The following is an 18,399-nucleotide window of genomic DNA, read 5'->3' on the forward strand; positions in this document are numbered from 1 at the left end:
GTTCTCTTGATGATTATTACGCGGCAAACTGACAGTGAAACTCGCCCTGCTCACAGGTGACGTGCAGACGTCGGTACTGCTCATCGCTGCGGCTGGCGGTAAGTAATATCTGGCTCATCTGAGGCAGCAAGGTGTTTGTCAGAATAGCGTCCACCATGCGGCCGCCAGACTCCACCTCGGTACAGCGCTGAACAATTTGTTCCACCACGCTGTCATCAAACTCGGAAATAATATTGTGATTCTCTTGCAGACGACGCTGAATGCGTTTGAGCTGCAGGCGGACAATCTGCCCCAGCATCTCGTCGCTCAGTGGATAATACGGCACCACCAGCAGACGGCCCAGCAGCGCCGGCGGGAAGACCTCCAGCAGCGGCTGACGCAACGCGCCGCTTAACGCCTCAGGCTCAGGCATCAGTTCCGGATCGGCACACATGGCGCTGATCAGATCGGTGCCGACGTTGGACGTCAGAATAATGATGGTGTTACGGAAATCAATATGGCGGCCCTCGCCATCTTCCATCCAGCCTTTATCGAAGACCTGGAAGAAGATTTCATGTACATCCGGGTGCGCTTTTTCAATTTCGTCCAGCAAGACCACGCTGTACGGGCGACGGCGAACGGCCTCGGTTAATACCCCGCCTTCACCATAACCCACGTATCCCGGAGGCGCACCTTTTAAGGTGGAAACGGTGTGGGCTTCCTGGAATTCACTCATGTTGATGGTGATAACGTTCTGCTCACCACCATAAAGCGACTCCGCCAATGCCAGTGCGGTTTCCGTTTTCCCCACGCCGGACGGGCCACAGAGCATAAATACGCCAACAGGTTTGTTCGGATCGTCGAGTTTCGCCCGCGAGGTTTTCACGCGGCGAGCAATCAGATCCAGGCCGTGACGCTGGCCGATGACGCGCTGGTTGAGGGTATCAGCCAGGTTGAGCACCGCATCAATTTCGTTTTTTACCATCCGGCCCAGCGGGATACCGGTCCAGTCAGAGACCACCGCCGCCACCACATTTTCATCCACCGCCGCAAACAGCAGTGGCTCGTCGCCCTGTAAAGCGTTGAGCGCCTGCTGCTGCGCGTTAAGCGCGCTGCGCAGTTCGCCGGTCTCGTCATCACCCGCGGCAAACAGCGCGGCACGCAGGCGGATGATTTCAGTCACAAGAGCACGTTCCTCTTCCCAGCGCTGGGTCAGGGCTTCGCGCTTTGTTTCGTATGTATCGCGCTCGGCGGTCAAGGCTGCGACGCGCTCCGGATCGCCGGCACCCACGCGCGCTTCGCGTCCGGCAATCTCGATCTCCACATCCAGGGCCGCGAGATGGCGCAGGCAATCTTCCAGCTGTGCCGGTGGCGCGCTCTGGCTGACCGCCACGCGGGCACAGGCAGTATCAAGCAGCGCAACGGCTTTATCCGGCAACTGACGCGCCGGAATATAACGATGTGAAAGCTTGACCGCCGCGCTGACCGCTTCGTCGAGAAGCAGTACCTGGTGATGCGTCTCCAGCGGTGACACGGTGCTGCGCAGCATCAGAATCGCTTTGGCTTCGTCCGGCTCGTGAACCTGTACCGTCTGAAAACGACGGGTCAGCGCCGGATCTTTCTCAATGTATTTTTTGTATTCCGCCCAGGTGGTGGCACCGATGGTGCGCAGTTGCCCGCGCGCCAGAGCCGGCTTTAACAGGTTAGCGGCATCACCGGTACCCTGCTGGCCGCCTGCGCCAATCAGGGTGTGGATCTCATCGATAAACAGAATGACTGGCGTAGCGCTGGACTGCACTTCATTAATCAGGGCTTGCAGACGCGCCTCGAACTCGCCTTTCATGCCTGCGCCGGCCTGCAGCATGCCGATATCCAGCAGCCAAAGCTGAATATTCTGCAGCGGTGCCGGCACGTCGCCTTCGGCGATACGCAGCGCCAGCCCTTCCACCACCGCCGTTTTTCCAACGCCAGCTTCCCCGGTCAGCAGCGGGTTATTCTGGCGACGGCGCATCAGAATATCGACCATCTGGCGGATCTCTTCATCGCGCCCGACAACCGGGTCAATCTTCCCTTCACGGGCGCGCGCAGTCAGGTCCTGACCATACTGGGCCAACGTCCCCTGTGCGGCAGGCACCGTACCGGCTGGCGTATCCGCGGCAGCGGCCGCCTGCAGCGTCTCTTTGCTCTGAGCGCAAATCGCATCAAACTGCTCGATCAGCACGTCGACGTTAAGGCGGCTGAACTGCGCCGAGATGCTTTTCAGCACGTTAGCCAGATTCCAGGTTTTCAGGATGCCAATCAGCAAATGCCCGCCGCGAATACGGCTGACGCCATACTTCAGCGAGCCAAACACCCACGCGCGCTCCACGGCGCTGTCGATATGTTCTGACAGATCGGAAACAGAACTCGCGCCACGTGGCAGCGCATCCAGTGCGGCCACGATATCGCGCGTCAGCTGCTGTTCATCGAGAGCAAAATGACGTATCACCTGTTGCAGATCGCCATCCTGCTGCTGCATCAGCTGATGCAGCCAGTGCACCAGCTCAACATAGGGGTTGCCGCGCAGCTTGCAGAACGCGGTGGCGCTTTCCAGTGAGGTAAATAACAGCGTATCCAGTTTGCCGAAAAGCACGGCACGGCTGATTTCTGACATGTTCGGTTCCGTTGATAACAATGCGTTAGAAAAATTATCGCTCTGCGCGATACACCAGATCGCCACGTGGGACAGGCTGAGGCTGAAGGCCCAGCCAGGTGTTGTAACCTAACCGCCCGGCGCTACCGAGCGAGGCACCCTGCACCGCGTCGGCGCGCAGAATAACCCGAGTTTCCCATTCAAATTCCACCCCTGCGTACTGGCGTACCCAGTCGCGCAGTTCAGTGACCCACGCTTCGCCTGGCAGGAAGCGGTTGTATTCTTCCGCGCTCAGTGGGCCGATTTCGATACGAAACTTGTGCTGCACGTCGCGCACCGCAACGCCGAGAAAAGCGGATTCTCCCATCCGCGGCAGACGACGCCCTTCACCCAACTGCGCCTGTTCACGCGGCGAAAGCGGCATCCACTGCGCCACGTTCGTGACCAGTTTTACCGGGGCGTTAAAATAGTTGCGCAGGATCTTCTCCAGCCCTTCCGGATCCCGTGCGTGACGAGTCAGGTGTCCGGCGTGAGTAAAACGGGCATGTGCGCTCAGGCTGCCTTTGGTCATCTGCCCCGGCTGGCCCATCCCGATCAAGGATGCCAGGTACCCCTCAAAGCGTTTGTTGTCCGCGCGGTCAAGAGAGACGGCGGGCTGCGCATCAGCCCAGGCACGGTAAAACAACAGCGTCAGGCGATGATGGAACAGATCGGCAAACGCGCTCAGGCTGGTGTCCTGATGATGATGAATACGCTCCCGGGCGTACTCTGTCATATGGACAGGCAGCGGGCCATTTGGACCAAACAGACCGAAGCTGAGGATAGACACCTCGTGCAGCCCGTTCTCTTCACGCTGGCGCACCTGCGCGAGGGTCGACGGCGCAAAGCTCATCGATGGCTGCTGACCGATACGTAACGGCTCAAATTTCGGCAGCGGCGCGCGCCCCAGCGGATAACGTTCACCGCCCTGGGCATCAATGCGTCTTAATAGCTGGAACAGATCGTAGCGCCACGGCGTCTCGCGAACGCCGCGCCAGAAAGCGTCCGGCAACGGCGTCAGGCGATGGACACGCAGCGGCGCGGAGGCGACTTCGCTCATAGTAGTGCCCTTTTCCCCATGCGCGGTGCCCAATAGCCAATCTCACCGCGCTGCTGACTCTTCAGCGTGAATTCAGTAAAGCTGTTGATGGACACCAGACGGGCAAACAGGCGTTCCAGCACGCTGCCGAAAAGCCAGGGGCTGGCGCCGGAAAACGCACGCTCATCCACCGTCAGAGTAATGCCGATCCCGCGCGCAAAGACCACCGGACCCGGCTCCGGGACGCGACGGTGAACCGGCTCCAGCACGCAGTGGCGAACGCCCTCAACCTGACGTGCAACCGGCGTCTCCGCCAGGTTAGCATACAGCCCCAACAGCTGACGCAGGGCGGCGGCGCCCTCTTCGTTTTCGCTGTCCATCAGGCTGAGATAGTTCATCTGCAGCTGGCTGATCAATCGCCAGGTGCTAAACCCTTCGGCCAGAGCCGGACGCGGCGGCGTTGGGCCTTTTCGCAGGGTCAGGGATTTCACCGGCATGGAATCGGCCATGATGAACTGTCCGAGCTCCTGCTGAAGCATCAGCGGCAGGTCGCGGCTGGTGCACAATACTTCCGCGGAGATATAGCGCAGATTTTCCTGCCAGGGTGCATGCTGTTCATCCACCAGCGAAACAAAGACTTCGGAGCCGATATAACCGGTTCGGGTGCCGTAGCGCAGGGCATGTTCAGAGAGCACTCGCTGCTCACGGCGCAGGGAAAAATAGGCGCCGTAGTTGCCCGCATCACCGCTCCAGGTGCTCCAGAAAGGTCGGAATGTCTGGTCATCACGCTGGCCGTCGGCACTGCCGAAGATTTTGTTTACCGCATAAATTTCATAATCCAGGGGACGGATGTTATCCACCACCAGATGATATTCATGCTGGCTCTCGCTCAGCTTCTGCCGCGCCGCCACTTTCGGGAAAAGGTTGATCACCGGCGTGCAATGCATCGCAAGATGGCTGGCATCAACCACCCGCTCCAGCTGCTCATCGCTTTTATCCAGCAGGATGAAAATATCGAACGCTTTTTCATTTTCACAGAGCTGGATAAGCTTGCCCAGACCGCTGAGGCTGATAAAGCGGAACCGTGCCGGAAACGCAAAGTATTCCTGCAGCAGACGATAGCCGTCAAAGTTGCGCAGGTCGTCCGGAAGCAGCGCCTGGTCCGGCTCAAACCCTTCCTGTCGCAAGGCATCCGCAGAGAGCAGCTGTCGCTGCGGGTGCTTGCTGACGGTCTGGCAGACAATCCCGGCGTGGTGCTCCATGACCAGCTCAAGCAGCTTGAGCGCTTCAATATCCGGGCCGCTAAGGAAAAACTCCAGACGGTCAAAATCCAGATGCCCAAGATGCTGCGGGCCATCGCAGGCAATGCGGATCCGTAACGCGCTGTTGATCCCCCGCTGGCTCAGGCCCAGCTGCGCCAGCGGCAGATCGGCAGGCACACCGCCCAGCTCGACCTTATCGATTTTCAGCGGCAGCAGATTAACTTCATGCGCCGTGGTGTAGCTGCAGGTGACCCCGGTCTTTTTCAGCGCCAGGCTGTCCATCATGGTGCCGAGCGGCACCTTAAAACCGTTGCTCAGATCGCCACGCGTGCTGTCGGGCTGGATTTCAGCAATCGCCATTGAGGGGGTTGGCGCGAGATAGTTTGGCGCAATCATTTCCAGCAAACGCTGGGAGAAGCGCGGGAACTCCGCATCCATTTTCATTTGCACGCGGGAGGTCAGGAACGCGAACCCCTCCATCAGGCGTTCTGTATACGGGTCCGCCACTTCGATGCCGCGCATGCCCAGTCGACCCGCGACTTTGGGATAGCGCTCGGCAAATTCAGCGCCCATTTCACGCAAATAGGCCAGTTCACGGTTGTAATATTCGAGCAGTTTACTTTCCATGATCACCCCGCATCTTTCAGTTCAAAATGGCCGTTTTCCAGATCGACATCGGTGCGAAACAGAAACTCCAGCGGGTACGGCACACACCACAGACGCCCTTTTATCTCAATGGACAACACGTTGTGCAGATCCAGTGACGAGGTGTCTGACACGCAGCGGACCTGCAGTCCCTGCGGCAAAATACGCGGTTCAAAGTTAATGATGGCCTCGGTAAGCTTGCGCTGAATGTCGTGCCATTCAATGTCTGACATTCTTTTCCCGGCCAGCGGCGCGACGCCAAAATTAACCACCGAGCGGTTCACATGCGGCAACGCGCTCAGGTCACCGGATGCGTCATGGTTGATGGTGTTAAACAACCACTGCAGATCCCGCAGGACGTTGCGGCGCAGGGCGGCGTGGGTAATCAGATTACTGTTGGCGGACTCGCGTTTTTTTTCCGGGTCGTTATCGGTGAGGCGATCCAGCAGCGAGGGCTGCATTTTATCGCGCGCCCCCACCTTTTCCTGCTTGCTGCGGGCTTGCCAGCCGCTGCGCAGCAGATCGCCTTCGCCAGCGGGATTACTCATGGGCTCCATCCGCAGCAAACGTCACCAGGTTCAACGACAGCAATGGGCTTTCGCTTTGCTCGCTAAGCCAGGCTTTCTGCCCCATGCCTTCATACAGCGTGCCGTCATTGTCGAGCGGCAGCCACTCGGTGGTGCGCGCGAGCTTAACCGCGTCAGACGCATCCGCTGCGAAAGGATAGCGCGCCGGGATCTGGCAAACCTGTTCGGTACCGTCCGTCAGGCGCACCAGCGCATGACGCCACACCAGGTCAGTCACGCTGGCAGGCGCCTGGAAACGGATCTCGGCGATGGCGTTAAACGGCAGCCAGAAATAACGGCCGTTGACGATGGTTTCACACACGGGCCCCAGACGAGCATCGCCGTCCATCAGCCATGCGAATGCCTGCGTCTCGTCATTCTCAAGCGTGATTTGACCCGCCGTTGCCTGCGCCTGCTCAAGGGCTTCCAGACGCAGCGCCTGAGCACGCTCTCCCGCGTCATTAAGCGCGGCGGCAAGCGTGGTAAGCCATGGCCACTGCGTTTCAGGCATGGCAGGACGAGCCTGCCCCGCCATCACCTGCGCGCGCTGCAGCTCCCCCTGGATGGACTGCTCCAGCAGGGTAACGGTTGGTTTAGCCTGGGGCTTAAGTGCCAGCCAGCTTTTCAGCTGAGTCAGGGCACGCGTCCAGTTACCACTGAGGGTCAAAAACTGCACAAACGCGGCACGGAGATCGGCATCGGCCGGACGGGCTTTGATCTCAGCTTCAAGACGCACCAGCGCGTCACTCAGCGATTCACCCGCCAGGTGTTGATAGAGCGTATTCATAGCCATTCCTTAGTTTGCCGCGTGCCAGGCGCCGACTGCCGGATCGCGCAGCTGAGGGCGCAGGGTGTCAATCAGGACGATATTGAGCGTTGTGCCAGGGGTAACCCAGGCGCCCCAGATTTTTTTCACCGCGGCGATACGCGCCTGCAGTTTTGCATCGTCGCTGGCGGTCTCACGTGAAATCTCCACGGCCACCGTGCCGTTGCTTTTCCAGCCGTTGAGGCTGCTGTCGTAAGGCAGGATCATCCAGCTCTGGTCGCTGTTGGAGGTGCTGAAAACCATGCGCTCTTTGTTGACGGAGGTGATCAGCGCGTTTTCCGGGTCGGCACTTTGATTCAGTCCCATGACCGGGAAGCCGTGAATGTAGGTCACCGGTATCTCTTTTTGTCCACCACTACGGGACTGGGAGATAACCGTGTGTCCACTCAGCCAGCTCCCGTTTCCGCAGCGGGTGGTGTCTGAATCCGGAATAAAGAGCGCCGGAGCAGACGAGCCCCCTTCCCAGAAGGTACGCAGATGGCAGCCGTCCTGAAGGGTAAATTCCTGCCACGGCGTGCGATCGGCAGCAACCGTGTGGGTTTCCGCGTTCTGGTCCGGCGGCAGCAACGCACCGCTGGCCGGAGTACTCACTGGCGCAGTCTGCTGCTGTTTTACCACCAGCGCCCAGTCCTGCGCTTTGCCTGCTGTCCCCTGCGCCAGCGTCGTCCCGGACGGATCGTTCAGCGTCCAGCTCAGTTTACTGACTTTGCTGCACTGGTGTTCCAGCAGCGAGCCCAGACGCGGGACAAAGTTCTCCAGAACCGAAACGTCTTTGTTGCCGTTCGCCACGATACGCAGCGCAATCTCTGACTTACACCAGCTCTGTGGGGTGTTGTCTTTGATGTTATCAATCCAGATATCCAGCTTCTGCGCAGGAGACTGCACGATGCGGAAATTCTCAGCCTGCGCGGTGGACGCCACCGCCAGAAGTGCTAAACCCGATAGCCAAAGTTTCATATCGTTCCTTGTGTGTCTAATCAGTTCCGCAGGGAAGAAATTGTGCTGCGTCAGAAAGCGTATGCAGCAAAGTGGTGTCCTGAGGGTTGCCCATCCATACCGCCAGGGCGGTATAGTTATCCTGAGCATTCCCCTCCTGTTCGCCATTCTTTTGGATGATTTGGTTCATTAAGGTCAGCCACTCTTGCGGCGTGTTAACCATGTGCAGCGACTGTTTCATCTGTTCTTCGCTGACGCCGTGCCAGAAACCGTCTGTACAGAGTAGAAATGCATCTCCGTCTTCGACCTGCACCACATCGCTGTAGCTCGCTTCTGGCCCACCGTTTTCAATACCCAGCGCCAGATAGAGCAAATTGCTGTTGAGGTTATCGGTGTCGTGCCCTGCATCTTTCATCTGCTGAACCAGGCTGTGATCGGTGGTGACATGCCACAGCCATCCCCGGCGAAACAGATACAGGCGGCTGTCCCCGGCATGTGCCCAGTAGGCCAGCCGGTAATCTCTGTCGATAAACAGACTGACCAGCGTGGTGCCCATCCGACGATAATCCTGAACCGCCTGCTGTTCGCTGAGAATGGTGCGATTCGCCGTTTGCACATAGTCGCGAATATGCTGCGCGTTCAGGTGCTTGTCGCCATCAAAACGGGAGATAATACTGTTGCGGGCCAGTTCAGCGGCCACCTCACCGCCCGGCAGACCAGCGATACCATCACAGACGACAAAGCAGGCTGAACGTTCCCCTATGGTTTCTCCCGTCTGATCCTGGTTGCTGGCGCGCGTCCCCTGGCGGGAGAGAGAAGCCGTTGCGATATTCATTTTTCTTCCGATCCGCTCTGTGAGTCTTTGTACTGATTTACCTCCATGTCATAAGCATGAAGGAAGGCTTCGCCAAACAGGGTGTGGAAGTCATCCTCAATCTCGCCTGCCGTTTCACCGTAGCTGCGGACAAAGTAGTCCCACAGTGCGGCTTTGCGGCTGCCCGGCAACGCCAGTCGGGAGGTCATCCCGTTCTGCTTCGCCTGCTCTTCCAGCTGTTCCGGGTTGAAGGATTGCAGCATGGCGGCAATGATGGCGCGGATACCGGAGATCATACCCAGCTGATGCGCCTGCAGATCGATCAGCGCGTCACGCACAGATTTTGTCGGCGGCATAAAGCCCGGCATTGGCGTACCGAACATCTGGATCAGAACGGTTTTCCCGGTCGGCAACAGTTTGAACGGGTTGTTGGCATCATCAAGTACCATGGTCATATCGGCTTTTACGCCGCGCTTGAGAATGGAGCGCGAAGAAAGCAGCGCCACGGTGCCCTGAGAGAACATGCCCAGAATTTGCCCCAGCTGACGCATATTTTCACGGTCAAACTGCGGGACGGGCTGCATTTCGCTGAGCCCCATCCCTTCCAGCAGTGCCTCAAGTAATTCGCCCTGCAATACTTCACCCTTTTCGCCATTATGGGCTGCTGGCGACGCCGCGTTTTTGACCGGGTCAATACGCAAACGCCCTTTAGGTGCCTGGGCATTACTGCGCGCCACGGCCTGCGGGGTTGGCATGGTGAAGCCGGCATAATCCGGTCGCGCCGGCTCTTCTTCTTCCGCGCGCGGCGGCACCTGCGGCTCAGGAGCAAACAGCGGAGAAGCGGCAAGGACGTCCTCTTCCTGTTCTGCTTGCGGCTCCGGCGTCAGTTCTGGCTCAACGACGGTCTCTGGCTTATCGCCGACAATCTCATCCGGATGGGTTAACGGTGCCCCGCCCATCAACCCGAGGGGGTCATCATTTCGTGCAGCAGGTGCGCTGGCACTACCGCCAAACAGTGCCAGCGGATCGAGTTCATCCGTCTGCTCTTCTTGTGGCTGCGCAGGTTTAGCTTCATTGGGCGGCACCAGCGTAGACGGGGTGACGTCGTCAAAAATGCTCTCTTTTTTGAACAACGCTTCATCACTGAACAGCGTATCCGGATCCACGTTCTTACGCTCAAGCTTCGGATCGCTGTCATTGAACATCGCCAGCGGATCTTCAGCGTTACGCTCAGGTGCGACAGGCTGGGAGAACGGATCGTGCGACGCTGCCGGCTGCGGCTTCGCCCGAGAACTGGAAATGCTGTCGGAGATAGAGAACTCCTGCATCAGGCTATCCCAGATTTCCGACGGCACAGCAGTCGGTTCCGCCTTCCCGCGCGGGGCGGCGCTCGCAGGCTTTGGCTGCGGGGCTGCCGCAGGGGCCGCGGCTGGACGCGCCTGCTGCTGCATGGTCGCCGCCATGCGGCTGACTGGCTGCGTATCATGAATCAGTTCGGTCACTTCGATGCGGTAATCATCAATACCGAGAATGTCCCCATCCTGCAGCTCAACCTGGCGCCCGCGCTCAAGCGGAATGTCATTTAATACCACGCGGGTGACGCTGCCACGGTTAGTGACGCGGCATTCGCCCTGGGCGTCAACGTGAACAATGGCCTGCAAACGCGAGATGGTGCGGTCATTGTCCGGCAATACCAGATTGTTATCCGTACCGCGCCCAATGGTGCCGCCCGGGGCATAAAAATCACAGCTGCTCTGCGGCGGCTGATGACCGGGTTTTGTAGAAATAATCGTGAATCGCATGGCGTATTCCTGCTGGTATGATTAGCGCTCAAACGCTGCCGCTCTCGGGGCGAGAACGGCGGCGTTTGGGGGTTAAGGCAAAGATCATTTTAAGTAATTTATAAAAAAGTAAACATCCTTTGGAATGGCATGACTATTGCCCAGTAGCAACCAGCACAAATAACAATAACATTAACATCACCACAAAAATTGTTAATTTGTGAAACGTTTCAATCCAGGGGAATCGAAATATTGATAATATACATGTTCCGGCTTCTGGGGTGATTTGCTTTTTATCATCTGGCTTAATCGGCTTGCACGCAATTATTCTTCTCATTAAAAAAACACGATGAGCAAAGCCAGGCAAACCAAGCTGGTTATAAAAAAGATAATCATTTATATCTAAGTACTGTTTACTACTTAGAAGGTGAAATGCTTTTGTAAGTTCTTGCGAGTACTTTCGATAAAAATAAATATACAACACCAAAGAAATAAACAACCCTAAGAATACTGATGAGAGCAAGATTAAGCGCATTAATTCAGACATTTACTTACCTCCCGAACAAGTCAATTTGCTAATCCCTTTGGCAAATCTAGCTACTCATTTTGAAGCTTTTATCCGTGCCGCGCCCAATGGAGCATAAAATCACAACCGCCCAGCAGCGACGTTTGGGTGTAAAGTTAATTAACACTCAGAATCAATTAATACCTTTCAAAATTAAAACATTAAAAAAGCCACCGTGAAAATAATTTTTTCGTTATGTGAAGAGAGCCAGACTATTTCAGAACCAGACGGAGTGCCATTATACTTATGGGAATCTTCTTTTCGTAGCAACCCAGTTTGCGTTAATGGCTGATAGACTCACGGAGTCTCACTTGAATGGTTTAGACAATCAATATATAAGAACTCATCACCAGAACAAAAAAAATTATAACGTGGAGAACATATTCGAACTCACATCATTCTTCACGTAATATTAAAATTATTCATTTGCCTGCAAGCTTCTACATGACCACCAAATGACTCTATTTTTGGGTGTTTAGCTTTCGAATTGCGTCGCTGTTGGTGATTAAGCTGCACTTCAACACCTGATAATGGCCCGGTTCGCTACCGCCTACCTTCTCTTTAAGTAAGGAAACAATAATGTTGTCCGCTTTTTCAAAATTCTCTGCAGGTAGATTGCTTGCTTCGAGCCATGCGGCAGCGCTGGCCTCTGCATCATCTTTTAAACTCTTACTGTCCGCAATCTTACTGATACAACGATTTTGCACCCAGCTTTCAAAAATTTGTTGTTGAGTAAAAGCACTGACATCAGGCAATGTTTGGGCATAAACAACGGTGGCATTTAATGCTAATGCGAGCAGTAATAAACGTTTCATTTCAGGCTCCAGAATGTTGCATTCGTAGGAATAAACGAACCATTGCCGGGTGATCCAAGGAAATGGCAATCATCAGAGCAAATATTTCCATTCCAGAGTGTTACATGTCCGGTTGCGTCACGCCACCCATGGCCGGTAAAGATAATAATGCCTTGCTTGCCTGAAAATTGTGCTGGTGTAGGAGAGGCGACTGACATATCTGCATGACCCAGAACAGTAGGAAGAAATGCAATCATATCTTTAACGCGGAACATATAGCGTTTTTTGTCATTTCCGGTCACTGTCGCGTATTTGCTATTAGACGGAATAGGTATACCACAATAATTCAAAACATAGCTCATACGAATGGGACAGGCATTTTTAAAAATACCAGCATCGATATTATGCTGAACTTTTCCACCCAATAATTTGCCAACCTGTTCCACATTAACGTTAACTTCTCTGAATCTGTTCCAGGCAGCACCAAAAGCAGGACGCATAGCAGACATTCTTCTTTCTCCACCCTAAGAAGGTCACGTAAAAGTGAGCCCTTTCGGGCCCACTATCATTACGCTTCTTTGTTTTCTTTGATGTTCCAGCCAGCGCTGCTTTCAGCACCTTTACCACCAGCAGTGGTCTGCTCCCAGTACTGCTGTTTCACTTTCGCAGCCTGGAATGCATAGGTCACACCAACGGTGTCGCCGTTGTCCGCACCGGTGTACTGAACAGAAGTTACCAGCACATCTTCCAGTGTGATGCGGGTATATTCAACTTGCTGACCACCCGCTTTGCACACGGACAGTTCAACTTTAGTCAGGTGCTTACCGCTTGCGCAGTGTTTGAGAATTGCTGTAGTGGATTTGTCGATCAGAGCGTTAACGTGCAGATCGTTAAAGTTAACTTTACCGGCACCGCCGCCGCCACCAACACTCATATTACCTGGCTGGGAAGCGCCCCAGGAGAAGGAGGTAATATCAGTCCAGCCGGTGTGGTTAGAATCTTTAGATTCGCCCGTAACACCCTCGACCTTCAGAAACATATCAATAGCCATAATATCTACTCTTCGTGGATGAACAATATTGCTTTCGAAAAAGCACTTATATGGCAAACAGGAAAGCATGGGGCTGAATAAAACCGTCCATATTTTACCTCTGCCTCATATCAAATGACCCGTGTCATTTGACAGTCTTGACATTCCCCCTGAATGAAAGGAAAGAATGTGAAGTCTTTACTACTGCGGGTTATTCTGAATCCAGGTTCGTTCAGGATTCCCAGTAATTAATTGTGGAATTTGCGCTCATAGCCGTGTCGGCAGGTAATTGACCTTTTTTATCAGCCCCCAGGACAAGCAACGTGCCAGTGTGAAATCTTTATGTCCTGCCGCGCTATTTTCTTTACCGTCATGATATCTTAATGCATAGAAGGAAGTTATTTCAGCTCCCAGAACCATATTTCTTTGCAGTCGGTATAACAGTCTGAGTTACATTGCATCATGTTATCCCCAACGGGCTCCAGCAGGTCGATGTGACCACCATTATAATTAGTGATTCGGTTAAAGAAGATCACACCTTTTCGATTACGGAGTTTTTCACCCGCCTGACGAATATCGGTATAAATCTCTGCCTTGCCAAATACACTGGCTTTATAGAGTTGATCGGCCAAGAGCTTTGCCCCCGGCTCAATTTTTCTCCCCTTATAGGGGCCACTTTTAATAGTCAGTCGACCTTCAAAATTGACATCACATTTTAACAGGGCAAGGCTCATACGGACCGCGCAGGTGTTCATATAACCCGGATTGGATTTGATTAACACACTGGCGTCGTAACCTATTTCGTTAAAAAGATCGTCACGCGGTACATAACCTGGACGTGATTCGTTTGAGGAATAATGGTGGGTTTTTAATTGCGCATAAAGTGGCTTCACGATTGTGCTCCTTTCTTGCACGGTAGATCCTGTGAAAGGGCTTCTGTAATTAATGCCGAAGCGGCCTCTTTTTTACGATCCTGAGGCAATTTTTTGAAGTAGTTGTAGATACTCTCTCGTAATGAACCAGGTAGCGCGACGCTATAACCACACCATGCCTTATTTTCTGTCGCATCCATTACGCCAAGAAGATACATATTGGCTTTAAGCTGTTCTTGTTCGTTATCTTTTGCTAGCCACGCTGCAATAAATTTCTCACCACTCATTCTCACGTCATTGCGGGACAGTGTATTAGGATTACGCAGCAGATTTGATGAATCGTCCTGGCCACTGTCAGCCCAGAGGTAAGTTGCGCCAAGTAGACCAGCAACTAACAACGTATATCGGGTAAGTAACTTCATAGTTTCTCCTGCCCAGGTGAGATCTCATTATCAAAATATATACAATTGACGAATCGCCGTTTAGCTGCGCTCTTTCATTTTTTCCGCGACAGCATAGATAGCTATCGAGAGTGCAATCAGTCCGAATAGTAAGAAACCATGCACCGTAACTATCAGAGCGCCCTTTGACCAGTCAAAGATAAAGAGATAGTAACCGGATACGCTAAAAAACAGCATAAACGAAATCGACAACAGTAAATATGCTACAAAATAACTAATGAATTTCCTCGTCATCATTTTGCTCGCTAAATTCATTAGCTGTCTCGCCATTAAACTAATATTACCGGCCCCGAAGGACCGGCAACGCACATCACGCATCTTTCGTCTTCAGTGACGGAAGTTTAGAAACCAGACGCAGAGAAACGGTCAGACCTTCCAGCTGGTAGTGTGGACGCAGGAAGAATTTCGCGGCGTAGTAGCCCGGGTTATCTTCAATTTCCTGCACCTGCACTTCGGCAGCCGCCAGCGGTTTACGGGACTTGGTCTCCTGTGAGGAGTTAGCCGGGTCGCCGTCCACATAGTTCATCACCCAGTCGTTCAGCCAGCGTTCCATCTCTTCACGTTCACGGAAGGAGCCAATTTTGTCGCGCACGATGCACTTCAGGTAGTGGGCAAAGCGGCAGCAGGCGAACAGGTACGGCAGACGGGATGCCAGACGCGCGTTAGCGGTCGCATCCGGGTCGTGGTACTCAGCCGGTTTCTGCAGAGACTGCGCGCCGATGAAGGCGGCAAAGTCAGAGTTTTTGCGGTGAACCAGCGGCATAAAGCCGTTCTTCGCCAGCTCGGCTTCACGACGATCGCTGATGGCGATCTCGGTCGGGCATTTCATGTCCACGCCGCCGTCGTCGCTCGGGAAGGTGTGACATGGCAGGTTTTCAACCGCCCCGCCAGACTCCACGCCGCGGATTGAGGTACACCAGCCGTACTCTTTAAAGGAGCGGTTGATGTTGGCAGCCATGGCATACGCGGCGTTCGCCCAGGAGTAGCTGTTGTGGTTCGCGCCATCGGTCTGCTCTTCGAAATCGAAGCTGTCGACCGGGTTAGTGCGAATACCGTACGGCAGGCGCGACAGGAAGCGCGGCATCACCAGGCCAAGGTAGCGTGCATCTTCGGATTCACGCAGTGAACGCCACGCGGCATACTCGGTGTTCTGGAAGATTTTGGTCAGGTCGCGCGGGTTCGCGAGTTCCTGCCAGGACTCCATCTGCATCACGCCCGGTGCGGTACCGGTGATAAACGGACAGTGGGCCGCCGAGCCGATACGCGCCATCTCGCCCAGCAGTTCAACGTCCTGCGGACTGTGGTCGAAGTAGTAGTCGCCGACGATGCAGCCAAACGGCTCGCCACCAAACTGACCGTACTCCTGCTCGTAGATTTTCTTGAAGATTGGGCTCTGGTCCCAGCCCACGCCCTTAAAGCGTTTCAGGGTACGACCCAGCTCCTGCTTGGAGATGCTCATAAAGCGGATCTTCAGCATCTCGTCGGTTTCAGTGTTGTTCACCAGGTAGCTCAGACCGCGCCAGGCGCTCTCCAGCTTCTGGAACTCTTCATGGTGAATAATCTGGTTCACCTGCTGAGACAGCTGCTCGTCGATACCGGCAATCAGGTTCTGAATGGTGCGGTAGGTGTCACTGGAGAAGGTAACGGTATTTTCCAGCGCCTGCTGCGCCAGCGTTTTTACCGCACTTTCCACCGCGGAGCGCGCCTGATCGGTTTTCGGGCGGAACTCTTTGTTCAGCAGCGCGCTGAATTCATCCTGGCTGAACGCCTGACCACTCTGCTGCTCGTGTTGTTGAGTCTGGTTGCTCATCGATTATTCCTCGCTACCTTTCGCACTTTCGTCATTTTTCGGCAACTGGCTCAGAGATTTGAGCAGCGTCGGATCCTGCAGAATTTTAGCGATCAGCTCTTCCGCGCCGTTTTTGCCATCCATATAGGTCAGCAGGTTGGAGAGTTGAGTACGTGCTTCCAGCAGCTTGTTCAACGGCTCAACCTTACGGGCTACCGCGTCCGGCAGGAAGTCGTCCATGCTGTCGAAGGTCAGATCAACGTTGAGCTTACCTTCGCCGGTCAGCGTGTTATCCACCTGGAACGCCACGCGAGGTTTCAGCGCTTTCATGCGCTCGTCAAAGTTATCAATGTCGATTTCGAGGAATTTACGCTCATCGACTGCCGGCAGGTTTTCCACCGGTTTGCCGACCAAATCGGCCATGACGCCCATCACAAACGGCAGCTGAATTTTACGTTCTGCACCGTAGATCTCTACGTCGTACTCGATCTGCACGCGGGGGGCACGGTTACGTGCGATAAATTTCTGCCCACTGTTACTCATTGCCATGATGTTCTCCATCAAAGATGCGCGGTGAAGGTGAAACGGCAGGCTCCATGCCTGTCGTCATAATGCCAGGACGCGTTATTCGCGGCGTCCAAAGATGTTTTCCAGTTGGTTAACGCCGTCTGGCGCCAGGTCGCGAATAATGTCCATAAAGTTAAGTTCTGACAGCCGCTGCACCCGTTCAATCATCAACGGTGCGGGGTGGCTCGGTTCGTACTGCGCAAAATACTGTTTGGCTTTCTCCAGCATCAGCTGTGCATCGGCGCGGCTGGTGACCTGCACGCTGCGCCAGTCTGTAACCTGCTGAACGGGTTGTGCGACCGCCGGTTGAGGTTCAGCGCTGAGCTCAGCCTGTGCCTCCCGGTTGGGCAGCAGCTTGCTGATGTCGGTCACCTGACAGGCGCTGGCGACCAGCCCGACGGTTTTCAGCAGCTGTTCCATCTCCGGAACGCCGCTTTCACCAAGGTGGCCGGTGAGCAACTCACGAATGGCCAGCAGCCGTTCGTTAATCACTATCACCGCCGATGTGCCCGGCTGATCGCCGCGGGCCAGCTCGTCAATCAGTCTTGGGCGGCCACCGGGGTAATCCGGACATTCGGTTTTACTGCCATCCAGCAGTGCCTGAGCGTCGCGAAGTGAAATTTCATCGCCATTTGATCGCAGCAGCGAGGCGTTACGCACGGCGACGGTCAGGTCAGACTTATCACTCAGCCCGGCCAGGGCGTTAATGCGGTAAAACGGGTCGGTTTCGCCATACTCTTCCAGCAGCGGATAGAGCGGCTCCCAGTAACGCGTGATCGCCTCCTGCACCAGTAACAGCCCGTCGGCGTAGCCCGCAAGGCCGCGGCGACGTGTCCATGCATGCGTTAACGCCAGCATGACGCGCAGATCTTTGGTGCGGCTCAGCAGGCTGGTGGCGAATTTTTCCACCGTATTCCAGTCAGCAGGTTCTGCCGGAATGATGGTGTCGCCAAACTGCTGCTCTGCTTTGCCCTGGCTGGCCTGATTCATCAGCTGGAAATCAGCGTCATACTCCAGGTTTTCGCCACAGGGCTTGTCGGGGCTTATTGGCGCGAGAAATTCTTCGATATTCATAAGATCCCTGCTTATTCAAACATAGGCGGATAGAGACCGTGACGGCCCGGGCGGGCGCCACCTGCCGGGTCGAACAGCAGCGTAAAGAGCTGCCCGGTAAAGTTCCCGCTGTGAACATGGGTGTAGAGCGGGTAGCCGTCGCAGCGGTTGGTCCACCAGTAGCTGGTCTGGCGAAGCGGGTCAAAGCACTCTGCTGCCTGAGGCCAGCCCAGCGTGCTTTGGCCGTCTTCGTCATAACCAATCACATCGAGAATATCTGAGCGCTTTTGCGGCTCGACGGGCTGCGGTGCCGGAATGGACATCAGCATGTCATCGAGCTGTGAGGCAGAAAAACTGTTACGTACCGCATGCAGGCCCAGACGGCCAATCTGCTGATACCAGCTTTCAGCCTGACTGAGCAGACGTGATGACCAGTCCGCGGGGGCAAAGCTGAGCTGAATGCAGACCGGATATTGTCGACCAACGCTGTCACGTCCCGGCAGCAGGCAGCCCATCTGAATCATCTGGCTGCCCAGCATCGGCGGTACGACAAAATTCCAGACCGGCGCTTTGTTAAACGGGCGCTCACCGCTGCGCTGCTCTTCCTGCTGCCAGGCCAGCAGGCCGACCTGGAACCAGTGTGACCACTGGCGTTGCAGGGTGTCAGGAAAGCGACGCTGCAAAAAATCTCCGGCGCTGGGCAGTTTGCCATACCAGCTGTAGCGGTTCATCGCAGGGGTATTCGTCAT

Annotated in this window: 18 protein-coding genes; all 18 read right to left on the reverse strand. The window is 55.0% G+C overall.

Annotated elements, in window-relative coordinates; genetic code table 11:
- Nucleotides 1-16 precede the first annotated feature (16 nt).
- The gene (gene tssH, locus HV340_RS12780) at nucleotides 17-2,632 is read right to left on the reverse strand and encodes a type VI secretion system ATPase TssH (protein WP_063924858.1); all 2,616 of its coding nucleotides are present in this window, start codon (nucleotides 2,630-2,632) and stop codon (nucleotides 17-19) included.
- Nucleotides 2,633-2,666: 34 nt separating this feature from the next.
- Nucleotides 2,667-3,710: a type VI secretion system baseplate subunit TssG gene (gene tssG, locus HV340_RS12785; protein WP_020883468.1), complete on the reverse strand. Its 1,044-nt coding sequence runs from the start codon at nucleotides 3,708-3,710 to the stop codon at nucleotides 2,667-2,669.
- On the reverse strand, nucleotides 3,707-5,578 hold the full coding sequence (tssF, locus tag HV340_RS12790; RefSeq protein WP_181216010.1) for a type VI secretion system baseplate subunit TssF: 1,872 nt from the start codon (nucleotides 5,576-5,578) through the stop codon (nucleotides 3,707-3,709). Before tssF ends, tssG begins: the two co-directional genes overlap by 4 nt.
- 2 nt (nucleotides 5,579-5,580) lie before the next feature.
- A complete protein-coding gene (gene tssE / locus HV340_RS12795; protein ID WP_010432861.1) occupies nucleotides 5,581-6,144 on the reverse strand; it encodes a type VI secretion system baseplate subunit TssE in 564 nt (187 codons plus the stop codon).
- Entirely contained in the window at nucleotides 6,137-6,949 is an 813-nt protein-coding gene (locus HV340_RS12800) for a type VI secretion system accessory protein TagJ (protein WP_041162721.1), read from the reverse strand. The genes tssE and HV340_RS12800 overlap by 8 nt, the downstream gene beginning before the upstream one ends.
- Nucleotides 6,950-6,958: 9 nt before the next feature.
- Nucleotides 6,959-7,945: a hypothetical protein gene (locus HV340_RS12805; protein WP_181216011.1), complete on the reverse strand. Its 987-nt coding sequence runs from the start codon at nucleotides 7,943-7,945 to the stop codon at nucleotides 6,959-6,961.
- 16 nt (nucleotides 7,946-7,961) lie between these two features.
- The gene (locus HV340_RS12810) at nucleotides 7,962-8,759 is read right to left on the reverse strand and encodes a protein phosphatase 2C domain-containing protein (RefSeq protein WP_014170545.1); all 798 of its coding nucleotides are present in this window, start codon (nucleotides 8,757-8,759) and stop codon (nucleotides 7,962-7,964) included.
- Nucleotides 8,756-10,540 (reverse strand): type VI secretion system-associated FHA domain protein TagH, encoded by a 1,785-nt coding sequence (gene tagH, locus HV340_RS12815; RefSeq protein WP_063156541.1) that lies wholly within the window; start codon nucleotides 10,538-10,540, stop codon nucleotides 8,756-8,758. The genes HV340_RS12810 and tagH overlap by 4 nt, the downstream gene beginning before the upstream one ends.
- Before the next feature lie 133 nt (nucleotides 10,541-10,673).
- The gene (locus HV340_RS12820; RefSeq protein ID WP_059305782.1) at nucleotides 10,674-11,066 is read right to left on the reverse strand and encodes a hypothetical protein; all 393 of its coding nucleotides are present in this window, start codon (nucleotides 11,064-11,066) and stop codon (nucleotides 10,674-10,676) included.
- Between the two features lie 479 nt (nucleotides 11,067-11,545).
- Nucleotides 11,546-11,899: a T6SS amidase immunity protein Tai4 family protein gene (locus HV340_RS12825; RefSeq protein WP_181216012.1), complete on the reverse strand. Its 354-nt coding sequence runs from the start codon at nucleotides 11,897-11,899 to the stop codon at nucleotides 11,546-11,548.
- Complete coding sequence (locus HV340_RS12830) at nucleotides 11,896-12,387, reverse strand: type VI secretion system amidase effector protein Tae4 (RefSeq protein WP_020883461.1); 492 nt, start codon at nucleotides 12,385-12,387, stop codon at nucleotides 11,896-11,898. Before HV340_RS12830 ends, HV340_RS12825 begins: the two co-directional genes overlap by 4 nt.
- Before the next feature lie 59 nt (nucleotides 12,388-12,446).
- Complete coding sequence (locus HV340_RS12835; RefSeq protein ID WP_014884229.1) at nucleotides 12,447-12,929, reverse strand: type VI secretion system tube protein Hcp; 483 nt, start codon at nucleotides 12,927-12,929, stop codon at nucleotides 12,447-12,449.
- Nucleotides 12,930-13,306: 377 nt separating this feature from the next.
- The gene (locus HV340_RS12840; protein ID WP_025203891.1) at nucleotides 13,307-13,801 is read right to left on the reverse strand and encodes a T6SS effector amidase Tae4 family protein; all 495 of its coding nucleotides are present in this window, start codon (nucleotides 13,799-13,801) and stop codon (nucleotides 13,307-13,309) included.
- Nucleotides 13,798-14,202, reverse strand: coding sequence for a Rap1a/Tai family immunity protein (locus HV340_RS12845; protein WP_223399073.1), 405 nt, complete (start codon nucleotides 14,200-14,202; stop codon nucleotides 13,798-13,800). The genes HV340_RS12840 and HV340_RS12845 overlap by 4 nt, the downstream gene beginning before the upstream one ends.
- Before the next feature lie 349 nt (nucleotides 14,203-14,551).
- Nucleotides 14,552-16,051 (reverse strand): type VI secretion system contractile sheath large subunit, encoded by a 1,500-nt coding sequence (gene tssC / locus HV340_RS12850; protein ID WP_014170549.1) that lies wholly within the window; start codon nucleotides 16,049-16,051, stop codon nucleotides 14,552-14,554.
- 3 nt (nucleotides 16,052-16,054) lie between these two features.
- A complete protein-coding gene (tssB, locus tag HV340_RS12855; protein WP_008502644.1) occupies nucleotides 16,055-16,579 on the reverse strand; it encodes a type VI secretion system contractile sheath small subunit in 525 nt (174 codons plus the stop codon).
- 75 nt (nucleotides 16,580-16,654) lie between these two features.
- Nucleotides 16,655-17,671 carry a type VI secretion system protein TssA gene (tssA, locus tag HV340_RS12860; RefSeq protein ID WP_020883458.1) on the reverse strand — a complete coding sequence of 339 codons (1,017 nt, stop codon included), beginning with the start codon at nucleotides 17,669-17,671 and terminating at the stop codon, nucleotides 16,655-16,657.
- Between the two features lie 11 nt (nucleotides 17,672-17,682).
- A complete protein-coding gene (gene tagF / locus HV340_RS12865) occupies nucleotides 17,683-18,399 on the reverse strand; it encodes a type VI secretion system-associated protein TagF (protein WP_020883457.1) in 717 nt (238 codons plus the stop codon).

The organism is Enterobacter sp. RHBSTW-00975 (genome assembly GCF_013615235.1).
GTDB lineage: Bacteria > Pseudomonadota > Gammaproteobacteria > Enterobacterales > Enterobacteriaceae > Enterobacter > Enterobacter ludwigii.